This is a genomic window from Fodinicurvata sp. EGI_FJ10296, from assembly GCF_040712075.1.
Classification (GTDB): Bacteria; Pseudomonadota; Alphaproteobacteria; order DSM-16000; family Inquilinaceae; genus JBFCVL01.
The window spans coordinates 281,337-301,224 of sequence record NZ_JBFCVL010000007.1 but is presented as its reverse complement, the minus strand read 5'-3'; the positions used below and the strand labels follow the sequence as shown (position 1 = coordinate 301,224).

The following is a 19,888-nucleotide window of genomic DNA, read 5'->3' as shown; positions in this document are numbered from 1 at the left end:
AATGAACAAAGCCGAATTTTCCGATATCAGAGCCTGCGTATTCGATGCCTATGGCACGCTGCTCGATTTCAACACCGCAGCGAATGCGGCAACCGGTGATATTGGCGACAGGAAGGACGCCCTTCTGGACATCTGGCGCCAGAAGCAACTGCAGTATACCTGGCTGCGATCTCTGATGAGGGCCCATGTACCGTTCTGGCAGGTGACGGGCGAGGCGCTGGACTATGCGATGGCCGTTGTCGGCATTGCCGACGACGGTCTGCGCGAACGGCTGATGCAGGGGTATCTCACGCTCGATGCGTTCCCGGAGGTGCCGGAAACGCTGAGGGCGATCAGGAATGCGGGGCTGGGCACGGCCATTCTGACCAATGGTTCGCCGGAAATGATCGAAGCCGGCGTCCGATACGCTGGCATCGACGATCTGATCGACGCGATCCTGTCGGTGGAAGAGGTCGGAATCTACAAGCCCGATCCGCAAGTGTATCAGCTGGCAGTCGACAGGCTGGGCGTGCCGCGAGACCGGATCATGTTCCTGTCGTCCAACGCATGGGACGCGGCGGGTGCTGCACAGTTCGGATTCCGGGTTGTCTGGTGCAACCGTTATCGTCAGCCGCCGGAGCAATTGCCAGCCGTTCCGGACGCCGAGGTGCGGTCGCTGGAAGAAATCCTGACGATGATCCCCTCAGCACTGGGCTCACCCCCGCGCCCTCTACGTCTTGCCCGTTCCGGGTCTGATCATGCGGGCTGACCGCCGGACGGGTCAAGCACCAGGGCTTCGGTGTCGGGGCGGGTCTCAAGGGCGGCGGACAGTTCTTCGTCGGAAAGGTTTTCGTCGACGGGCTCGGTCCAGACCTTCAGGTATGTCAGGAGATAGTCGCCGAAGGCCGTGATCATGGCGACATCGGCGGCATCGCGTCCGCGCACCATCAGGACCCGGCCGATCCTGGGCGTGTTGTGGCGGGCGTCAAAGGAATGCCAGCGGCCTTCCAGGAAAATCTCGGCCCAGGCGCAGAAGTCGCCGGTACTGGGTTCGGGCGCGCCGACATTGCTGAGATAGCCGCTGCAATAGCGAGCGGGTATATTCATCGCCCGGCAATAGGTGATGAACAGATGGGCGAAATCACGGCACACGCCCGTACCTTCGCGATCGACGTCGACGGCGGTCTTTGTCGGCCGACCGAAACGATACCCGAACATGACATGGTTATGGACCCAGTTGGAAATCGCCTGAACCCGCGCCCATCCGGGCGGGGTGGTGCCGAACAGGTCCCACGCCTTTTCCACCAACTCGTCGCTTTCGCAGTATCGGCTGGCGGTGAGGTAGACCAGTGTCTCGGGCGGCAGATCCATGATGTCGTGCTGACGGGCATTCCAGTCGAATGGGTCCGGCGTGCCGGGATCGCCGACGATGCAGTCGGACCAGAGCCGAAGCATTCCGGTCGGAGCCTCGATCCGGGCGCAACGATTTCCGAAGGAGTCTGAATACTCCTCGACCTGCTTTTCAGGATGCGCCGTTTGCGAGTCGCCGCCCGAACCACCATCGGGAATGGCCCGCACACGGTCGGTCCCGATCATACGCCGCTCATTCCCGGGATGAAGGCTAAGCGCCAACAGCATCGGCGTCGGCTTTGGACAATCGACGACTGCTTCGAATCCGACGCGAATGAGCATGAGCAAGTCCTTCAGCGAAGATGCGTGCTACCGGATGCTACCCTGCTCCGGTGCGTGGCAAAAGTCGCGGTTGTCGGAGTCCGGAGTTTCGCCGAACCGATGTGTGTACCGCTTCCCGTCGATATGGGGCCGCGGTAGCCGAATGAAACCCCGATACCTGCGCGGCGATGTCTGCGCTATGCCTTCATGGCAGCGAGCAGGTCGTTGCTAGATGTCCCGGCGCCGGTCTGCCAGATCGTGTCCATGATGCGGCGGGCCTTGGCGTCATCCACCAGACCGGCGACGCAGGAAAGGAATTTCTCCTCGACCTGCCGGTCGGTCATGGGCTTGGCGGGGCCGCCGCGATAGCGTTCGTCGGCCCAGCCGGCAACGCGGTCGCCCGATTTCAACGTGATCTCGATGCGCGAGCGGATCCGGTCGAAACCCATGGCCTCGATGTCGTCGTCCAGATGCGTCGTGACACGCTTTTGCATTTCGGCCATGGCGGATGACTGAACGAAGGCGTCGGTGAACTCCAGGCGTCCCGCTTGCCGATTGATCGCGATCATGGACAACAGCGCCGCCATCGAGAACTTGGCCTGCAGGTGGTTGGCCGCAAAGGGATAGCGGATCGGGTTCAGGATGTTGCTGCCGGCATGAAACGCAATGCTCTCGATCGTCTCCGGCGCGATGTCGTTGTCGCGGACAAGGTCGAGCATCAGATCCATCGACTGGTGGGTCAGGATGCCGGACGGGTACGGTTTGATGCTGACGCCGGGGTCCACGATCGTCCATGTCCGACCGAAACCCTGTCCGAGCTTCTCCGGGCTGACGCCGCCGGCGAAGACGGATGAAAAGCCCCACCGGCCGTCCAGGGACTCCGGGTCGGCGGTGAAGCCGCGCGCCGCCAGTTCCGCGGCGATGACGCCGTTCTCGGCCGCCCGGCCGACATGAAAGGGTTTCGTCATGGTCCCGAAATTCGCCCGGATGCCGGCCGCTAGACTGGCGGCGATGCCCAGGGCATGGCGCAGTCTCTCGTCCCGAAGACCGAGAATCCTTGCCGCCGTGACGCAGGCGCCGAAGGTTCCGACGACACCGCTGGAATGGAATCCGTTCTTGTAGAGCGTCGGCAATGTCCATTCCGAGATTTTGCATTCGACTTCGAAGCCGACCAGAAACGCGGTCAGGAAATCTTCTCCCGACAACCCGCCGGTCTTTTCCGCCATCACCATGGCGGCGCTCAGCGGCGGAATGGTTGGATGGGTCAGCAGTCCATAGACGTGGGCCGGGTCGTGAGACACCTGCGTGTCGTCCCAGTCATGGGCATGGCCCGCAGTGCCCAGTACCCTTGCCGCCAGCGACGCCGGTACTTTCGTATCCCATTGTCCAAGCAGGGTGGCATCGCCCCGGCCGCCCTGGTCCTTGACTGCATCGGTCAGTATGCCGATTGACTCTTCGTCCGTTCCGGCGAAGAACAGACCGACGCCGTCGATGATGCACCGACGCGCGATGTGCAGCGCTTCCTGCGGGATATCCTGAAACCGCGCGCTCTCGATGAAGGCGGCGGCCTGTTCGGTGATCGTGGTCTGTATGTGGGTCGCAGGTTTCATCGGGCGGCGCTCCTCGGCGGTACAGCCACCATGTGAAGTGTCGACAGTGCAAGCCGTGACATCTGTTGTTCGGCTTGTGCCGGCGACCAGTCCATGGCCGATCGCCGGATCCCTGTCATGTTTTCAGGTCCGGCGAGCGTCCGGCGTCGTCGCTCAGGCGGTCCTCGACCCAGGCAGCATGGCGGCCCAGCGCATAGTCGCGATCCGCAAAACCGGCAATCTGCAATCCGCAGGGCAACCCGTTCACCGTCATGCCGGGGACGCTGAAAGTCGGAAAGCCAAGGAAGGTCCAGCCGGTCAGGAAGGCACGGCTTCCGGTATAGTCGAAGCCCACCGGTGCCGGCCCGGACGAGGCCGGAAAGATCACGGCATCGAAATCGCGGGCGAGATCGGCGACCGCCGCGCGCGCGTCCTCCCGTTCCCGCATCCAGCCCCGATAGTCGTCGATCGTCGACTGTTCCGCCATCTCCAGCAGTTCCAGGATGCGCGGGCCGAGGCCGTCGGGATGTTGGGCCCGATATCCCGTGAACGGCCAGCGCATGTCGCGCGCCACCATGCTGATCGACGGCGTGAAGATGGTGTTCATGACCGCCGTCGCGCGGGCCAGCCGCGCGTCATCCGCCGGTTCGACGATCGCCACGCCGGCCCGGCGCAGGATGTCGAGCGCGGCGTCGAATGCCGCATGTGATTTGTCGTCCAGTTCGCTGAAACCATCCAGCCGCAGAACGCCCATTCTGGCCGGCGGCGTCGGCGTCAATGTGCCATCGTGCGGCCCGCCCAATCCGGCGCTGCCGTGGCCGGGATGAATGTCGGCGGTCCATTTGGCCAGTCGCCAGGCGTCGCGGACGCATGACGCGATCGTACCGAGATGATCGTGGGACCGGGAAAGCGGATGCACACCGTCGGTCGAGAGTGCGCCCAGCGTTGGCTTGAAACCGGCCGCGCCGCAATAGGAGGCCGGACGGATGATCGAGCCCTGCGTCTGGGTGCCGAAACTGGCGGCGACCATGCCCGAACCCGCAGCGGCGCCCGATCCGCTGGACGAGCCGCCCGGCGTTCGTGTCGGGTCATGCGGGTTGGTCGTCGGGCCCGAGCGCGAAATGGCGAATTCCGTCGTGACCGTCTTTCCCAGAATGACACCGCCACCCTGGCGTACGGCCGCAACGCAGGCCGCGTCGGCTTCGGGCCGATTGCCCTTCTTGATCGGGCTGTTCATCTCGGTCGGCAGATCGGCGGTGTCGATGATATCCTTGACCCCGACGACCATGCCGTCGATCGGCGACAGCGGCCGGCCGTCGGCATAGCGGCGCGTGGACATGTCCGCCGCCTGCCGCGCCGCATCGGCGTCGATCGCGGCAAAGGCCCGGACCTGATCCTCCAGCGCGTCAACGGTTTCCAGACAACGTTCCAGGAACGCGCGGGGCGTATCGCTGCGATCATGAAACCGGCCGACAGCCGTGGAAAAAGCGCGTGGAGCGATACGTCCGGTCATTGGGCCGTCCCTTTCAACTTTTTTCATCTCTCTGACGCTTAGATACGGAAAGGTCGGCTGTCAACACGGCCCGTCCTCACACGCCGCCCCCCATGGCCGTCACAGGGGCGGCAGCGTGCCGCCGCCCAGATAGTGACGGATGATCGTCGGCATGGCGCCGGGCCACAGCCGCGTGCCGATCAGATAACTGAACAGGATCGGCATGGCCGTGCCGAATGACAGGGCCAGAAACAGCGCCTTTATCGGACGTACCCGTACGACGGCCAGCCAATAGCCGAACAGCAGCACCGCCGACCCGACATAGAGCCCGGCCGCACCGATCACGACGACGACGGCGGCCGTGGCCGCGGTCAGCAGCGGCAGGCCAACGGCGGCGCCGGCCGGGTCCGCCGTGCCGGGTCGGTTGCCGGCTCGTGCAAACGCTTCGGCGGCGACGGTCAGAACCGACAACACGCCGACGGTCAGCAGCAGCACCTGAAGAAACGGGCCGCCGCGATAGCCGGGTGTCAGTGTCGTCCAGTACAGACCGAATGCCGCCAGGCCCTGCAGCGCGGCGAATACCGCCGGTCCGGTAGCGAGCGAGGAGAGTCCCTGGTTGCGCGCGGTCATGGCATGCCCCTTCGTCTCGATCGAATGTAACGCCGGATACCGATCAGAACGACCAGCGCCGATCCGGCGGCAAGAACCACCGAAATGACGGAGTTCACGAACACCGCCGGATCGCCGATGCTGGTCTGAAGCGCGAAATTGAAGTTACGCTCGATGACGCTGCCGATCACGAAGCCGACGACGGTGCCGATGACCGGATAGCCGTATTTCTTCTGCACGACGCCCAGCAATCCGGCGGCGAACACGACCACGATGTCCAGAAAGTTCTGGCGAATGGCATAGACGGCGACGCAGGACGTCACCAGCACCACGGGCGCGACCCAGCGCACATCGATTGTCGGAACGCGGGAAAGAACCGGACTGGCAGCAACGGTAATCGCGGAATTGATCAGATTGGCGATGACCAGCCCCAGGATCAGCGCCCAGGCGAGATCGGCGTGATTGGTCAGGAACATCGGTCCCGGCTGCATGCCGTGAATTTGCCATGCCGCCAGAACGAGGGCCATTTCCGCCGTTCCGGGAATGCCGAACAGGAAGGTCGGAAAGAGAGAGCCGCCCTCCTTGGCGTTGATGGCCGATTCCGTGGCGATCAGTCCCTCCTTCGAGCCGTGGCCGTACTCTTCGGGGTGGCGGCTTGTGGTCTGCGCGACGTTATAGGCCATGAACTGGGCCACCGACCCGCCGACGCCGGGAATCGTTCCGACGAAGGTGCCGAGAAACGACGACCGGAAGAACGTCGCCGGGTGGCGCATTGGCTCGGTCAGGCCGCGCTTCATCTGGGACCGCCAGTTGTCGGGAGGTTGGGCGCCGGCAGGCTCGGTACCCGTTATCGCGGCTTCCGTCCGGGATTTCGCAGCAGGCTTGGTCCCGCGACGCTCGGTCAGCAGCATGAACGCTTCGGAGACGACCAGCAGCCCGATGACGATGACCACGAGATTGAGCCCGTCGAGCAGATAGGAGGAACCGAAGGTAAGCCGTCCGGTGGGCAGGCCGGGCCCGCCCAGTCCGATGATCGACAGCACGACGCCGAGAGAGACCGCAATCAGGCCCTTGAGCATGCTGCCGCTGACGGAAATGACGAGGCAGGCGAGACCGAAGACTCCGATCCAGAACGTCTCCGCCGGGCCGAATTTCAGAAGGATCGGCGAGAACACGGGCAGCAGGGCGACCAGAACCACCACGCCGACCATGGCGCCGAGCAGCGATGCCGACGCCGACAGGTTCAGGGCGAAAACGCTCTCGCCCCGTTTGGTCATCGGATAGCCTTCGATCATGGTCGCGGCATTCTGCGCGGTGCCCGGCATGTTCAGCAGGATTGCCGTGATCGAACCGCCGTTGCCGGCCGAACCGATGATGCCGGCGAAGAAATACATCGCCAGTTTCGGATCCCACCAGAATGTCAGTGGCAGGAACACCGACAACGCCGTCACCGTCTGCAGCCCCGGAATGACACCGAAGACGAGGCCGACCAGCGTGCCGGCCAGAATCATCAGGATTACCGACGGGGTCGTCAATTCCGACAACGCCATCAGCAGTGCATCACCAAACAGATCCATCGCGGTCAGCGGCCCTGCCGGTTGCGGCTCAGCATGGCGCATCCCCGTCTGTTCGGGGCAGGGAGGTCCTGCGGGGCAGGCGGGCACGCAGCCGCTCGAACAGCATGCCGGCGCCGGGGCGGATGTCGTTCAGTCCCAGATGATTGAACGCTGCCCAGAAATCGACGGCGTTCTGGGCGAGCACCGGCTTGCCCAGTTCGGCCTCAACCGTGGGCGCGACCGCGACACCGCGCATCTGGCCGCAGGGCAGGAAGTACCCTTCAGCTTGTGGTGCACCCCTGGAGGCCAGGTGAACGGCCTGATAAATGCTTTGCGGCGTGATGTCGTTCAGCGCCTCGAACGACGGCGTTTCCACTGGCTGGATGGTGGCGATCCTGACACCACGGCGCTCGATATAGGCAGCCAGCTGTTCATTCAGTGTCGGCGTGAAGGGACTGACCAGGGCGATCGAGGATAGCTGCAGATCGGCGAATGCGGCGATTGCGGATTCGATCGTCGTCGTTGCCGGGGCACTGCCGGCGCTGGCGATGGTTTCGACCAGCTGTTGGCCGAAATCGGGTTCCTGGCTCACGACCAGCGGCGTGCCGACATGGATGATGAAATCGACACCGCGCTTGCCGAGATAGCCGGCGGCGGCGCCGACCTGGGCCAGCGCGCGCGTATACTGATCGTCGCTCCACCCGCCCATCATGCAGGTGATGCCAACCATGTCGACACCCTGCGGCGCGAGGGCGTAAAAGTCGCGTGGGATCGTTTCCAGGACCGTCGGGCTGATCACGCCGATGCGTCGGCGCCAGCCGGCCATGAGATCGTTGTCCATCTCGGTCATACTGCTTTCCCGATAAGAGAGCCGCCGCCCCCCACCGGTGACTGACGACCGGAAGGAGGCGGCGATTTGCCGGATCAGAAGGCGCCTTGAATCAATTCCGCCTGGGCATCCACCTCGCGGATGACGGAGGAAATGATGTCCTGATAGTCATCCTCGAAGTAGTAGTTATCGTCGAGGTTGCCGGACTCGATGAACTCATGCCATTCCGGGTCGTTGGCAACCTCGGTCAGCGCCTCGCGCAGGATTGCCACACGGTCGGCCGGTATCTCCGGCGTTCCCATGACGGCACGGAACACCGTAATCCCGGCCAGATCGGCCATGTCGAGATCGGCCAGTCCGTCGACATCGGGGGCGCGTTCGTCACGGTCTTCGGCCCAGTTGACGATCGGCGTGACCGAACCGTCGGCGATGTAGTCGAGCCACAGATTGACGCCGACCGATGCAATGTCGATATCACCGCGCAGGGCCGCCACCGGCATCTCGCCCGGTCCCGGCACGTTCACGAACGCCAGCGGGAAGTTCCAGCGGCCCGCCAGCATGGCGCACTGCATGGCACCGGCGGACAGGCCGCCGAAGGTCCCGCAGCGCACGGGGCGGTCGCTGTCCTTCAGATCTTCCGGGGTTTCGAAGTCGCTGGCATTGGACAGCACCATCATCTGGTTGCCGGTCGCGAAATGACCGAACCACGTAAAGGCTTCGATGTCATAGGGCAGCGGCTCCAGCAGCCCGATTCCGATCTGTCCGGTCTGCTCGCCGACGCCGATGGTATAGCCGTCGGGTTCGGCCTGATAGATGTGGTTCCATCCGGTCGCGCCGGGAATGTTCTGGACCACGACGGGGACGTCCAGGATGCGGCCCAGGATCGGCGCCGAAGCGCGGGCATAGCGATCCATGTTCGATCCGGCGGTATAGGGAACGATGATCTCGATCGGCTCGGACGGGAATTCCTGTGCCGAGGCGGTCGTGGCCGCACCGGCCATCATGGCGATCGCCGCCACGGTGCCGGCTGCCCTGATGCTCATGCGGCGAGTGTGTGTTCCGCCGATGGGTGTCCGGTTTATGGAATGTTTCACAATAGTAGCCTCCTGTTGATTGTACCGTTATTGCTGTGTGGTGGCTGTCGCCCGGCGGCAGGTCGCCGGGTCAGTTCGGCGGGTCAGTTCGGCGGGTCAGTTCGGCGGGGGTTCAGCGCTGGCGTACCAGTCGGCGATGGCCGATCCGGTCATGAAGATCGTGTCGTCGCGGGTTCTCAGTGTCTCAACGATCCGCTCCAGATAGTCGATCCTGTGCGGGACCGCGATCAGGTGGGGGTGGAGGCCGAGTGTGATGATGCGCGCACCGCCAGCCGCCTCGCGGTCGAACCGGTCGAGCGTGTCGGAGAAGCGGCGCAGGAATTCTTCCGACGGCTTGCGCTCGATCGCGAACATGATGCTGTCGTTGAGTTCCAGGGTATAGGGCATGGCGATGACGGGGCGGTGGGCCGTCGACATCCAGCATGGCAGATCGTCCAGAACCCAGTCGCAGATATAGTCGACGCCGGCCCTGGCCAGATGATCGGGTGTTGACTTGCTTTCGCGCAGGCCGGGACCCAGCCAGCCACGGACCTTCTGGCCGGTGAAGCTGCTGATCTTGTCCAGCGCGGCGCCGATCAGGGCGGCCTCGTCACTGGTACCCTGGATCGAGCTCTGGTGCAGGCCGTGCCCGACAAATTCCCATCCGGCCCGAAGAATGGCGTCGGCGCATTCCGGATAGACGTCGATCACGCCCGCATTGAACGAGCAGCTGACCGGAAGATCCAGATCGCCGAAAAGGTCGAGCAACCGCGGCATGCCGCAGCGCATGCCGTATTCGGCCCAGGAGAAATTCGGTATGTCCGGTACGGCTTCCCGACCGTGCGGCGCCGTGATGATCGTTCGCGGCATCGGCTGATCGAATTGCCAGGCTTCCACATTGACCACACAATGGACAATCAGGCGCTTGCCATCGGGCGCTGCCAGGGCAGGGCGCTCATACGACAGCCGATAGGGGATGCGGGGGTTCGATGTCATGACACCGCCGCCCCGGACGGCTTCCAGCTCAGCAGATCGTAAAGCACCGTGGCGTCGGACAGCGTCTCGACTTTCCAGACGGCCTCGATCAGCTTCGCGGTGGCGGCCTCGTCGAGGATCCCCAGCGCGCAATCGCGGAATTTTCCTTCGACCTCGGCATCCGACAACGGGTTGTGGGGGCTGCCGCGATAGTTCTCGTCCGCCCAGCGTTCGATCGTCCGGCCGTCGCGGGTCTTGACGACCACGCGCGAGCGGATGCGGTCCCAGCCCATATCCTCGATATTCTGGTCGAACCGCGCGCTGACGCGCCGCTGCATCGTCTGGCAGGCGTCGCTGCCGACAAAGGCGTCGGTGAATTCGGTCTTGCCCGCCCGCCCGGCAAGAATGATGGCGGACAGAAGAAACGCGAAGCTGAACTTGCCTTCAAGTTCGTTCTTCGCGATCTCATAGCGGATCGGCGCCAGCACATTCCAGCCGGCGAAAAGCGTCACTTCCTCGATGTCGTCCGGGGTCAGCGCGTTTTCTTCCATCAGGAACCGCATCGCATCCATGCTGGGATGGGTCAGGACGCCGGACGGATAGGGTTTGATGCTGACGCCGGGGCTTTCGATGGTCAGCGGGCGGCCGAAGCGGTCATTGATGCGTTCGGGATCGCCGCCGCGTCCGGCGACCGCAAGATAGCCCCAGCGGCCGTCGAAGCCTTCTTCGCTGCCGGTGAACCCCTCGCGCACCAGCATGGCGGCCGTGACGCCGTTCTCAGCGGCCCGGCCGACATGCAGCGGTTTGGTCATCGTGCCGAACCCGGCGCGAATGCCCGACGCCATCGAGGCGGCAATGCCCAGTGCCTGCGCGGTCTGTGAGACATTCAATCCGAGCAGTTTGGCGGCGGTCGCGGCAGCGGCAAAGGTGCCGATCGTGCCGCTGGTATGAAAGCCGAGCATATAGTGATCCGGATCGATCGCTTCGGCGACCTTGCAGCCGACCTCGAAGCCGGCCTGGAACGCGACCATGAAATCCTTGCCACTGACCGGCCGGCCGGTTTCGACGGCGATCAGGTCCGAAACTGCAAGCGCGGCCGCCAGCGGTGGCATGGTCGGGTGCATCAGCAGGCCGTAAGGGCGTCCCGGCCCTTCGGCGAGCTGGGTGTCGTCCCAATCCATCGCGTGTCCGGCCGAGCCGTTCCACAATGCCGCCAGATGAACCGGCACCCGCCGTCCGGCATCGCCGATTACACGGGCGTCGGCGGCACCGCCGATGCGGGTGATGTGGCGGTCCAGAACGTCGATCAGCGGTTGCTCGCTGCCGGCCAGCGACACCGCCAGACCATCCAGGATGCACCGGCGGCCGATGCGCAGTGCCTCAGCGGATATGTCGTCGTATTTCAGTCCGACCGTAAAGGAGGAAGCTGCCGCAGACAGGCCCTTGAGCCCTTCGAATGCGCTGCCGTCGCTCTTGTCACCTGTCATTGTGCGTCTCCCCTTGTTGTTCTCTCGCTGGATTTCCAGATTTCCAGAATTTCGTTGATGACCGGCGTCAGACCAAAGCGGTGGTTGACGTTTTCCAGCGTCGCGTCGTGCAGCGGCTGGCTCCACGACGCGACACCGTCCGTCGGTACGACGATGTAATAGGACAGTTCCATCGCGTATCTGAGCGTGCTTTCCACGCAGGCATTGGTAGAGACGCCGGTGATGATGACGGTCCGGATTCCCCGCGCGCGCAGCAGCACGTCCATCGGCGTCGCGGCAAAGGCGCTGTAGCGGAACTTGCTGATGACCAGGTCGCCCGGCGCCGGTGTCAGTTCCGCCAGGAAATCCGCACCCGGCGATCCTTGCAGGCACAGAGTGTCCGAGGACCAGGTCGACCGTCGGCGCTGTGCCAGCCACGGACCGGAATCGCTCGCGTTGTCCGGCAGGGTGAGAAAACCGACATGCGCGACGGTCGCTCCGGCCCGGCGGGCACCGGCGATCAGCCTTTGCAGTCCCGGCACGATGGCGCGGCCGGGCGCGAGATCGCGTCCCGCCTTTTCCGCACCGAAACCCGGTGCCAGAAAATCGTTTTGCATATCGATGACCAGTACCGCCGTGTGGGCGGGTTCGATGCGCGCGGCGAGATCGGGCAGAATCCTCGGGCCGGGCCAGGCATCGGAATTGGACGGGGGGCGGGCTGAGCGCATCGGGTGGTTCCGTTGGGGACATTGCTGGGCGATACAGTACCCTCGACATCGCCTTGAATGCAGGCCAACATGGCGATAACAGCAATGCCGGCCCGAGATGCCCTGAATGCCGCCCGGGCACCGGATCCGTATGCGGAAGGAACGCGCGTGGAACTGAGGCAGATCAGCTATTTCGTCCGTGTTGCGGAACTCGGCAGCTTTTCCAAGGCGGCGGTGACGCTGAACATCGCGCAGTCGGCGATCAGCCGTCAGGTCCGCAAACTGGAAGAGGAACTGGGCGTCCAGCTGCTTTATCGCAACGGCCGCGGCGTCACCATGACCCATGCGGGCTCGCTGCTGCTCGAACACGGTCGCTCCGCCGTCGACAGCCTGGAGCATGTGTCCCACGAACTGTCGCTGCTGCGCACGTCGCCGGGCGGCAGCGCGATCATCGGCATTCCGCCGACCGTCGGCCGGCTGTTCACCATTCCCTTCGCCCGGCGTTTCCGGCAGGCGTTTCCGCAGGTCAATCTGCGCATCGTCGAGGGATTCAGCGGTCATTTGCTGGAATGGCTGTTCGCGGGCCGTATCGACGTCGCCGTACTCTATGACGACCCGGCCGCCAATTCCGCCATCTTCGAGCCGATCGTCGAAGAGGACCTCGCCTGTATCGGCAAGTCGGCCTTGCCGCCGCCCACCATCGACGGTGCGGTGACGCTGTCGTCGCTCTGCGCCCTGCCGCTGGTCATGCCCAGCCGGCCCCATGGTTTGCGGACCTATCTGGAGAATGTCGCCGGCAAGATGGGACTGACGCTGTCGGTGGCGCTGGAGGTCGACGCCCTGCATTCGATGCTTGAGGCCGTTCGCGAGGATTTCGGCTATGCCATTCTGCCGTTGATGGCCATTCAGCGGGAAATGAGCGGATCGGGATTGCAGGCCTGGCCAATCGTCGAGCCTCAGCTGACCCGCCTGCTTTATGTCGCCACGGCGAGCCAGCGCGCCCGCGCGGCACCGACCCGGCAGGTCGCGCAGCTTGTCCGCGCCCAGATCCTTGACCTGATGCCCGATGCCGCCTGGCGCGTTGCCCGGCGGACCGCAGCGGCCGCACAGGGCGTCGATGACCTGAGCGATGCCGAAATCCGGGTCGAACCGCGACTAGCGTGAGACCCGCCGGGCCATGCGGCCGGCGAAAGCGCCAAATCCGCCTAGCAGCCCGATCAGGGCGAACGCCGCCGGAAAACCGGTCAGGGTAACGGCAAGTCCGATCAGGGGCGGAATGACGACGACCCCGGCAAAGGTGAACATCAGTGCGATGCCGGTGGTGCGGCCCATTTCATTCAGTTTGACCGATCGGATGATCTCGGCGAAATACAGGCCGGTCCAGCTGTTGCCGAAGGTTCCGAGAACCATGGTCGCCAATATAAGCGCGGCCGGGGATGCGCCGGGCCGGGCGACGGCGAGGAATATTCCCACCGCCGCGATGATCGTGATGCCGATCACGACGAAGAACGGAATCCGTTCGCCCAACCGGTCGGCCAGCGTCCCCCATCCCATTCGAGCCACCAGTCCGGACATCTGGAAAACGGCGATCATGCCGCCCGCTGCCGCCAGGGACAGCCCCAGATGCTCGACGAAATAAAGCGCCAGAAATGCCGTCAGCGACATCTGGACCCCGGCATAGCAGAAGGCGCCGGCCCCCAGGCTCAGCATCCACGGCCCCAGCGGCGCGTTCTCCGGCCCCATCCTGCCTTGCGCCGGCGGGGGCGTGCGCCGGTCTATCGACCGGCATCGGGTCAGGATCACGAGGGCAATGGCAAGCCCAACGGCGGCCGGTAGCGCCAGGCCCCAGCCCCAGCCCAGCGTCGCGATCAGAAAGGGCATCGACAATCCGGCCAGAGTGCCGCCGATCGGGACGCCCGTCTGCTTGGCCGCCATGATCGTGTTCTTCCAGCGCGGCGGAGAATGGGCTGCCAGAACATGTGAACTGGCCGGCGTCAGCGGTCCGTAGCCGAACCCGATGATCAGCGCCGACAGCCCCAGCAGCCACGGTGTGCTGGCCCCCAGCAGTGCCAGCCCCGCCACCGTCAGAAGGATGCAGGCGGTGCTCGTGGTCAAGGCGCCAAGGCGCGCAAAGGCAAATCCGGACAGACCGCTGGCGGCCATGGCGGCCAGATAGGCCAGAGCGGTGTACGAGCCGATCAGGCTGGACGACACATCGGCGCGGTCCGCGATCAGCGGCGCCAGCACCGGGGCGGTCATCAGGAAAAACGACCCCACCGCCTGATGTGTAAATGTGATGGCGAGCGGTGCGGCAACGTCGTGTTCGACCATAGACCGCAGCGTGTAACCCGTTCGGGTTCTCACGTTGTGTTCCCCTGGCACCTGGCGGCTCGGTCCACGGCGGATCCTGCGGTTTCCAGCACCCGGTCGAAATCGTAATCGGTAAAGCGCTCTGCAAAGAGTTCGAGTTCGAGCGGCACATCCGGGTGCGCGCCGATCGTCTGCCGAAGGGCGCGCGTGATGTCGACCTTCCCGTGGCCGGGCAACGCCCGGGCCAATGCGAAGCCGGCGTCATCGACCGCGACATCGCAGAACTGAACGAGGCCGATGCGGGCCGCGGGGTCAAATAGCGCCGCATCCAGGCCGGGGTCCCACCAGGAATGGAAAAGATCGATTGTCATGCGGGCGTTGTCGATGCCGGCGATTGCGTCGGCCACCTGCGCGATGGTGCTGAAGCAGCCCTTGTCGTGAATGGCCGCCGGGTGAACCGGCTCGACCAGCAAGGTCACATCAGCGGTGCGGGCCTGCTCGGCCAGTCGATGCAGTCCCGCCGTTGCCCGCTGCCGGGCGTCTGTCATAGGCATGTCGCCGATGCCGCCGGCTATGATGTTCAGCCCATTGGCGCCGAGAGTTGCGGCACTGGCGATCAGCCGCTCGTTCTCTGCTGTCTGGCGCGCCTGAACGGCGGTATCGGCGAACAGGAAATAGCCTGCGCTGTTGACCGAACTGACGCCGAGGCCCCTGCTCTGCAAGGCGGCGGCAATTTCGGCGACCGGCATTTCGGTGAAGGCGCGGGCTGTCAGGCCGACGCTGTCAAAGCCACTCCCGGCGACCCTGTCCAGGAAACCCTCAAGCTTCATATTCGCCGGACAGGCATAATGGCTGATCGAGCGGGCCGGCCTGCTCTGGCGGGGGGCTCCGGAGAATGATGGAGGCGGCATGGTTGTTCGAGGTCCGTTCGCGCGCGGGAGGAAACCGGATGCCAGTCTAAAGGGAAGGACTGTAGCCGCGGGGGAATATCAGTCATGCCGGGATGAGATCGAGGCGAGGCTCTGGAACGATATATCGCCTTGGCATAACTGTTAGGCATACGCATCGGCTTGCGAGCATGCTCAGTAACGTCAACGCTTCTTCCAGCGACGATGGTGTGTCGTCGCGGCGCCGTGGGATGCAGCCGATGACCAACACCGGGACCAACAATGGTCAGAGATATCGGAAGATGGCGGGGGAACTGATTGTTCCCTTGATCATGGTTGGCTTTCTGGGCGCCTATTGGTGGCAGGCCGCAGGCCTTTCCGCCAGCGCTGTCAGTTTTCCGATGACGCTGACCGGCGTTCTTGTCGTCTTGCTGGTCGTCCAGATCGTCCTGTCATGCCGCGAGATATGGAAAGCAGTGCCCGGCGATGCCGAAGATGGCGACGCCGGATTCTTTCAGCGGATCAGAGGGCGCCAGCTCGTCGCCCCGGCCCAGCGCCTCGGTATGATGGCTCTCGGCGCGGGGTTGTTCGTCTACTGGCGCGAGCTTGGCGGCACGCTGGTAATCCTTCTGTTTACCTTTGGCGTGCTGGTGATGCTGGGCGAACGGCGCTGGCCCGTTCTGCTCCTCATGCCGGTCGGGCTGACCGTTGCACTCAGCTATCTGTTCAAGGCCGTCCTCAGCGTCCGTTTTCCGGACGGGCTGCTGGCCCTGTTTTAAGCCCGTTTCCGTCGCACGGGTTTTCTGAATTGTCGATGACGTATCGATCGGAGGACGGAATTTGAGTATCTTTGAATTGATCGGCGTTGGCCTGACGGCGGTGTGGGGTATCGAGCCCTTTGGCTGGATGCTGCTGGGCACGTTTCTGGGGATCATCGTCGGCGCCACGCCCGGCCTTTCTTCCGGCATGGCGGTGGCACTGCTGCTGCCGATCACCTTTGCCATGTCGCCCCTGAACGCGCTGATCTTTCTGACCTCGACCTATGTTGCCGTCACGTATGGCGGGTCGCTGACGGCAATTCTGCTGAACACGCCCGGCGCGCCGGAAAACGCGGCGACGGCGCTTGACGGCTATCCGCTGACCCAGCAGGGCCGGGCAAGCGAGGCGCTCGGAACGGCCATCATGTCATCCGCCTTGGGCGGCTTGTTCTCGTATCTGATGCTGCTTGTGGGCATTGGCGCGCTGGCGGCATTCGCGCTCAGATTCGGACCGCCGGAACTGTTCCTCGTGGCGCTGATGGGGATCGCCATTCTGGGCACGATCGGCTCCGGCTCGCCGCTGAAGATCCTGGCCTCGGGGGTGTTCGGACTGATGCTGGGCACGATCGGCCTGGTGCCGACGGGTGAATGGCGAGCGACGTTCGACAGCCTTTATCTGGTCGAGGGCATGCCCGTCGTGCCAATCCTGATCGGATTGTTCGTCGTGACCGAATTGCTGGTGCTGATCGGGCGCGAATACGTCGTTCAGGGCAGCAGCGGTGTCGACCAACGCAGCATCGCCGGCATGAAGCGCGGTTTCGGCGTTCCGTTCCGGCACTGGCGAACGCTGCTGCGCTCCGGTCCGACCGGTATGCTGGTGGGAATGGTGCCGGCAGCCGGCGGAACGCTGGCGGCATTCGCGTCATACGCCCTGGCCAAACGCGCGTCGAAGGATCCCGACAGCTTCGGAAAGGGCAATCCCGACGGCATCGTGGCTGCGGAATCCTCCAATAATGCCTGTTCCGGCGGCGCCCTGATGACGACCATGGTGCTGGGGGTGCCCGGCAGCGTCGCGACGGCGGTATTGCTGGGGGCGATGACCATGCACGACCTCCGCGCCGGCCCGCAGCTGGTGCATCAGCAGATACCGGTCGTCTACGGCCTGATCATGGCCGCGATCATCTCGCAGGTCTTCATGGTGGCAATGGCGGCAGGGGCGGGCTACGCGATGACCGGTGCCCTTTCGGTCCGGACCCGAATCCTCGTGCCCGTGCTGATGATGTTCTCGATCCTCGGGGCGTTCGGACTTCGCAACGCGACCTTCGACGTCTATCTCATGCTGGGGTTCGGGCTGCTCGGCTTCTTGATGCGGTACTACGACTACTCGCCGACCGCGGTGGTCATGGGCGTGATCCTCGGCCCGATCGCTGACAACGAACTGATCCGGACGATGCAGCTCTATCGGGACAACTGGTATCTGTCGTTTTTCGAGCGGCCCGTGGCGTTCGCGTTGCTGGTCGTGCTGGTGGCCAGCCTGTCGATCGGTGCCTACAAGGCCTTCAGGGGCAGCCGCGCGAAGCGCCGTATGCGGTCGCTGGTGGGACCGGGTACACAGATGCCGGTCGACGACTTCTAGCGACCGGCACCCGCTCTTTTGCTTCGCGGCTTCTTCTCCGGCATCCCTTCAGGGGTGCCGGAACCGCGTTAGGTGCCTCGGTTCAGGCCAGGGCGACCCGGCCGAACCGCTCGCCGGAGAGTTTGAAATCCAGCGTGCGGGCAATGGCCCACATTCCCGCCAGGTTGGTGGTGATAATCGGTTTGCCGACCGCCGCTTCCATCGCCGTGATATGAGCAAGGCAAGGCATGTTCCCGCCCGGCATGACGATGGCCTCGGCATCGCTACGGTCGACACTCGTGGCCAAATCGATCAGGCGGCTTTCGTCCAGCGCGGCGATATCGAAATTGGTAACGATGCCCAGCCCCGACATACCGGATACGATGAAACCGGCGCCTTCGAAATAGCGTCTGGTATCGCGGTTGATGGTATCGGCGAACGGCGTTGCCAGCGCCAGCCGCCGGACGCCCAGTGCGTTCAGCAGGTCGACCATCGTCACCCCGGCGACGAGCGCCGGTGCCCCGCTGGCATCAGAGATGCGCCGGGCCAGATTTTCGTCGTAGTCGTGTCCCATGACGAACGACGCCGCCGATTGGCAGAACAGCACGACATGGGGGTGAGCCGCGCCCAGCTTTGCGGCCTCGATATCGATCTCCGGGTCCTGGCCGGCAATGCCGGCGCGGTCGACGCGGGTCATCGTGACCCGGGCGAAATGCCAGCTTACCTCCAGCGGTCCGATCGAGTTGTACTCGCGCTCCAGCGTCGTGTTGGACGAAGGTATCAGCAGTCCAGCCCTGAAGCGCCTTTGGGCGGGGGCGGCCGGAGCCGTGGTGTCGGTCATGGAGGCGGCCTTTTGCGAAAATTGAAGGGTGCCGGGACTGCCACGCCGGTCGCGGTTCGCATCGGACAACGGTGGTGGACGAATGACGGCCGATACAGCATAGGCGTCTGGCGCGGGCAATCGTACGGTGTCATTCCCGATAACAGATATGCCTGGCCCATATGGCGGCGCGGGGCGATACCCGCATCGGCTGCGGACCATGCGCGGGTCAAACGAAGGGCTGCAATGGATGGGGTTGGGGTACGGTGATATGCCGGATCAGTATATCTGCTAGGCACCTCATCGGCTTGTTCCCGGACGCCGGCTGGTCGACTGTGATCGGACGCCTTCGATCCCCGAACGCTCAATCCGGCAACTGGCCAGCAACTGGCCGCGGGTCGACAGGGCAGACAGGGGCGGGCGCACCGGAGTTTCTCGGGAACAAGTTGGCATGCTGGTCGATCTCCGCAGCGACACCGTTACCAGACCGACGCCCGCCATGATGGGTGCGATCGCTGCGGCGACGGTTGAAGACGCTGCGCGCGGTGCCGATCCGACAGTCGACCGGCTGCAGAGCGCCGCCGCGGTGGTCACCGGCAAGGAGGCGGCCCTGTTCGTTCCGAGCGGGACCATGGGCAATCTGACGGCGCTTGCCTGCCATACCCGTCCGGGCAATTTGGTTGTCTGCGAAACATTGGCCCATGTCGTTCGATCCGAGCGGGGTGGGATGGCGGCGGTCGCCGGCGTGCTGCCGATCCTGATCGACGGCCCGGACGGGTTGCCGGACCCGGGCGCCGTGCGCGACTTGCTGCGCTCGCCCAATGCCCGGACAAGACGAAATATGGCAGGCCGCGGGCCGGGTAATGTCGGCCTGATCTGCATCGAGACCAGTCATAACGGGCGCGGTGGCGTCGTTCCGCCTCTGTCCGGAATGGCGGCGATACATGAACTGGCGGCCGAGGCCGGGATACCGATCCATCTCGACGGCGCCCGGATATTCAATGCCGCCGTTCGGCTGGATGTCACGGTCGGCGAAATCTGCCGATATGCCGACAGCGTCATGTTCTGCGTGTCCAAAGGTCTGGGCGCGCCGATCGGATCGCTGTTATGCGGCGATCGCGATTTCATCGAGCGGGCAAAGTCCACGGTCAAGATGCTGGGCGGCGCGATGCGGCAGTCTGGCCTGATGGCCGCCGCCGGACTGGTCGCCCTGGACGAGGGGCCCGCCCGCTTGCCGCACGACCACGACACGGCGCGAAGGCTGGCCGAAACACTGGCCGGGCTGGATCCGCGGCTCGTCGACATGGACAGCGTACAAACGAACATCGTCAACCTCGATCCCTGCCCCTTCGACGGTCATGCGGCGGCCTTCGCCGACGATCTCGAAGCGCGCGGCGTCCTGATCGACCGTCGCGATGACGGGACACTCCGCCTGGTAACGCATCATCAGATCAAAGACGCGGAAATCGCTGTCGCGGCCGCTGCCCTGTCGGCGGCGTGGCGCGAATTCGTGCGCGACCCCGCCCATCGCCTTGACTGGAAAAGGAACTAA

At 64.4% G+C, this 19,888-nt stretch carries 18 protein-coding genes; 5 read left to right on the top strand and 13 right to left on the bottom strand.

The annotated features are described in order from the left end of the window. Window position 1 precedes the first annotated feature (1 nt). Window positions 2-748 (top strand): haloacid dehalogenase type II, encoded by a 747-nt coding sequence (locus tag ABZ728_RS17205; RefSeq protein WP_366657471.1) that lies wholly within the window; start codon window positions 2-4, stop codon window positions 746-748. On the opposite strand, the gene ABZ728_RS17200 is transcribed toward ABZ728_RS17205, so the two are convergent. The 10 genes from ABZ728_RS17200 to ABZ728_RS17155 form a co-directional block, all read right to left on the bottom strand. Beyond that, window positions 736-1,671 (bottom strand): transglutaminase family protein, encoded by a 936-nt coding sequence (locus tag ABZ728_RS17200; protein WP_366657470.1) that lies wholly within the window; start codon window positions 1,669-1,671, stop codon window positions 736-738. The two genes, ABZ728_RS17205 and ABZ728_RS17200, sit on opposite strands and share 13 nt — an antisense overlap. Before the next feature lie 176 nt (window positions 1,672-1,847). Further along, entirely contained in the window at window positions 1,848-3,260 is a 1,413-nt protein-coding gene (locus ABZ728_RS17195; RefSeq protein WP_366657469.1) for an MmgE/PrpD family protein, read from the bottom strand. A 115-nt stretch (window positions 3,261-3,375) separates the two neighbouring features. Then, window positions 3,376-4,752, bottom strand: a complete 1,377-nt coding sequence (locus ABZ728_RS17190) for an amidase (RefSeq protein ID WP_366657468.1) — start codon at window positions 4,750-4,752, stop codon at window positions 3,376-3,378. A gap of 99 nt (window positions 4,753-4,851) precedes the next feature. After that, on the bottom strand, window positions 4,852-5,361 hold the full coding sequence (locus ABZ728_RS17185) for a hypothetical protein (RefSeq protein WP_366657467.1): 510 nt from the start codon (window positions 5,359-5,361) through the stop codon (window positions 4,852-4,854). Next, on the bottom strand, window positions 5,358-6,959 hold the full coding sequence (locus ABZ728_RS17180) for a tripartite tricarboxylate transporter permease (protein ID WP_366657466.1): 1,602 nt from the start codon (window positions 6,957-6,959) through the stop codon (window positions 5,358-5,360). Before ABZ728_RS17180 ends, ABZ728_RS17185 begins: the two co-directional genes overlap by 4 nt. Beyond that, on the bottom strand, window positions 6,946-7,746 hold the full coding sequence (locus tag ABZ728_RS17175; protein WP_366657465.1) for a hypothetical protein: 801 nt from the start codon (window positions 7,744-7,746) through the stop codon (window positions 6,946-6,948). Before ABZ728_RS17175 ends, ABZ728_RS17180 begins: the two co-directional genes overlap by 14 nt. 74 nt (window positions 7,747-7,820) lie before the next feature. Further along, complete coding sequence (locus ABZ728_RS17170) at window positions 7,821-8,768, bottom strand: tripartite tricarboxylate transporter substrate-binding protein (RefSeq protein ID WP_366657464.1); 948 nt, start codon at window positions 8,766-8,768, stop codon at window positions 7,821-7,823. 147 nt (window positions 8,769-8,915) lie between these two features. Further along, window positions 8,916-9,794, bottom strand: a complete 879-nt coding sequence (locus ABZ728_RS17165) for a hypothetical protein (protein WP_366657463.1) — start codon at window positions 9,792-9,794, stop codon at window positions 8,916-8,918. Next, window positions 9,791-11,260, bottom strand: coding sequence for an MmgE/PrpD family protein (locus ABZ728_RS17160; protein ID WP_366657462.1), 1,470 nt, complete (start codon window positions 11,258-11,260; stop codon window positions 9,791-9,793). Before ABZ728_RS17160 ends, ABZ728_RS17165 begins: the two co-directional genes overlap by 4 nt. Beyond that, entirely contained in the window at window positions 11,257-11,967 is a 711-nt protein-coding gene (locus tag ABZ728_RS17155) for an isochorismatase family cysteine hydrolase (protein WP_366657461.1), read from the bottom strand. The genes ABZ728_RS17160 and ABZ728_RS17155 overlap by 4 nt, the downstream gene beginning before the upstream one ends. An 84-nt stretch (window positions 11,968-12,051) precedes the next feature. On the opposite strand from ABZ728_RS17155, the gene ABZ728_RS17150 reads away from it, so the two are divergent. Then, window positions 12,052-13,110: a LysR family transcriptional regulator gene (locus tag ABZ728_RS17150; RefSeq protein ID WP_366657460.1), complete on the top strand. Its 1,059-nt coding sequence runs from the start codon at window positions 12,052-12,054 to the stop codon at window positions 13,108-13,110. Here ABZ728_RS17150 and ABZ728_RS17145 read toward each other — a convergent pair. Beyond that, the gene (locus tag ABZ728_RS17145) at window positions 13,102-14,310 is read right to left on the bottom strand and encodes an MFS transporter (RefSeq protein WP_366657459.1); all 1,209 of its coding nucleotides are present in this window, start codon (window positions 14,308-14,310) and stop codon (window positions 13,102-13,104) included. The genes ABZ728_RS17150 and ABZ728_RS17145 overlap by 9 nt on opposite strands. Continuing rightward, window positions 14,307-15,167: a sugar phosphate isomerase/epimerase gene (locus tag ABZ728_RS17140; RefSeq protein ID WP_366657458.1), complete on the bottom strand. Its 861-nt coding sequence runs from the start codon at window positions 15,165-15,167 to the stop codon at window positions 14,307-14,309. Before ABZ728_RS17140 ends, ABZ728_RS17145 begins: the two co-directional genes overlap by 4 nt. 236 nt (window positions 15,168-15,403) lie before the next feature. Between ABZ728_RS17140 and ABZ728_RS17135 the strand changes: the two genes are divergently transcribed. Continuing rightward, window positions 15,404-15,922 (top strand): tripartite tricarboxylate transporter TctB family protein, encoded by a 519-nt coding sequence (locus ABZ728_RS17135; protein WP_366657457.1) that lies wholly within the window; start codon window positions 15,404-15,406, stop codon window positions 15,920-15,922. Between the two features lie 61 nt (window positions 15,923-15,983). Continuing rightward, window positions 15,984-17,537, top strand: coding sequence for a tripartite tricarboxylate transporter permease (locus ABZ728_RS17130; protein ID WP_366657456.1), 1,554 nt, complete (start codon window positions 15,984-15,986; stop codon window positions 17,535-17,537). 82 nt (window positions 17,538-17,619) lie between these two features. On the opposite strand, the gene ABZ728_RS17125 is transcribed toward ABZ728_RS17130, so the two are convergent. Beyond that, on the bottom strand, window positions 17,620-18,357 hold the full coding sequence (locus ABZ728_RS17125) for a hypothetical protein (RefSeq protein WP_366657455.1): 738 nt from the start codon (window positions 18,355-18,357) through the stop codon (window positions 17,620-17,622). 430 nt (window positions 18,358-18,787) lie between these two features. On the opposite strand from ABZ728_RS17125, the gene ABZ728_RS17120 reads away from it, so the two are divergent. Next, complete coding sequence (locus ABZ728_RS17120; RefSeq protein ID WP_366657454.1) at window positions 18,788-19,888, top strand: GntG family PLP-dependent aldolase; 1,101 nt, start codon at window positions 18,788-18,790, stop codon at window positions 19,886-19,888.

Excerpts from the sequence above, each read along its gene's own strand:
- ABZ728_RS17205 (WP_366657471.1), top strand. The coding sequence starts at position 2 with ATGAACAAAGCCGAATTTTCCGATATCAGAGCCTGCGTATTCGATGCC.
- ABZ728_RS17200 (WP_366657470.1), bottom strand. The coding sequence starts at position 1,671 with ATGCTCATTCGCGTCGGATTCGAAGCAGTCGTCGATTGTCCAAAGCCG.
- ABZ728_RS17195 (WP_366657469.1), bottom strand. The coding sequence starts at position 3,260 with ATGAAACCTGCGACCCACATACAGACCACGATCACCGAACAGGCCGCC.
- ABZ728_RS17190 (WP_366657468.1), bottom strand. The coding sequence starts at position 4,752 with ATGACCGGACGTATCGCTCCACGCGCTTTTTCCACGGCTGTCGGCCGG.
- ABZ728_RS17185 (WP_366657467.1), bottom strand. The coding sequence starts at position 5,361 with ATGACCGCGCGCAACCAGGGACTCTCCTCGCTCGCTACCGGACCGGCG.
- ABZ728_RS17180 (WP_366657466.1), bottom strand. The coding sequence starts at position 6,959 with ATGCGCCATGCTGAGCCGCAACCGGCAGGGCCGCTGACCGCGATGGAT.
- ABZ728_RS17175 (WP_366657465.1), bottom strand. The coding sequence starts at position 7,746 with ATGACCGAGATGGACAACGATCTCATGGCCGGCTGGCGCCGACGCATC.
- ABZ728_RS17170 (WP_366657464.1), bottom strand. The coding sequence starts at position 8,768 with ATGAGCATCAGGGCAGCCGGCACCGTGGCGGCGATCGCCATGATGGCC.
- ABZ728_RS17165 (WP_366657463.1), bottom strand. The coding sequence starts at position 9,794 with ATGACATCGAACCCCCGCATCCCCTATCGGCTGTCGTATGAGCGCCCT.
- ABZ728_RS17160 (WP_366657462.1), bottom strand. The coding sequence starts at position 11,260 with ATGACAGGTGACAAGAGCGACGGCAGCGCATTCGAAGGGCTCAAGGGC.
- ABZ728_RS17155 (WP_366657461.1), bottom strand. The coding sequence starts at position 11,967 with ATGCGCTCAGCCCGCCCCCCGTCCAATTCCGATGCCTGGCCCGGCCCG.
- ABZ728_RS17150 (WP_366657460.1), top strand. The coding sequence starts at position 12,052 with ATGCCGGCCCGAGATGCCCTGAATGCCGCCCGGGCACCGGATCCGTAT.
- ABZ728_RS17140 (WP_366657458.1), bottom strand. The coding sequence starts at position 15,167 with ATGCCGCCTCCATCATTCTCCGGAGCCCCCCGCCAGAGCAGGCCGGCC.
- ABZ728_RS17135 (WP_366657457.1), top strand. The coding sequence starts at position 15,404 with ATGACCAACACCGGGACCAACAATGGTCAGAGATATCGGAAGATGGCG.
- ABZ728_RS17125 (WP_366657455.1), bottom strand. The coding sequence starts at position 18,357 with ATGACCGACACCACGGCTCCGGCCGCCCCCGCCCAAAGGCGCTTCAGG.
- ABZ728_RS17120 (WP_366657454.1), top strand. The coding sequence starts at position 18,788 with ATGCTGGTCGATCTCCGCAGCGACACCGTTACCAGACCGACGCCCGCC.